This window comes from Salmonella sp. SAL4457 (assembly GCF_046548235.1).
In the GTDB taxonomy this organism is placed as follows: Bacteria; Pseudomonadota; Gammaproteobacteria; order Enterobacterales; family Enterobacteriaceae; genus Salmonella; species Salmonella enterica.
Map to the genome: position 1 here is coordinate 1 of NZ_JBGDZO010000246.1, position 313 is coordinate 313.

A 313-nucleotide genomic window follows, 5' to 3' on the forward strand; every position below is an offset into this window, starting at 1 on the left:
GGGGAGGGCCGCCCATGAACCGGGACTTGCGCCGCGCTCTCGACGACGAACCGATGCGTCCGTTCCAGTGGCTGGCGGTGGCTGTGTGTATCGTGCTCAACCTGATCGATGGCTTCGACGTGCTGGTGATGGCCTTCACCGCATCCTCGGTGGCCGCCGAATGGAACCTTGGCGGCGCCGAGATCGGCCTGCTGCTCAGCGCCGGCCTCTTTGGCATGGCCGCCGGCTCGCTGTTCATCGCGCCCTGGGCCGACCGCTGGGGGCGCCGCCCGCTGATCCTCGCCTGCCTGGCGCTGTCGGGCCTGGGCATGCT

At 70.0% G+C, this 313-nt stretch carries 1 protein-coding gene; it reads left to right on the top strand.

From position 1 onward, the window contains the following. Positions 1-14: 14 nt before the first annotated feature. On the top strand, positions 15-313 hold a 299-nt coding region (locus ACLJNW_RS24125), incomplete at its 3' end, for an MFS transporter (RefSeq protein ID WP_410961208.1).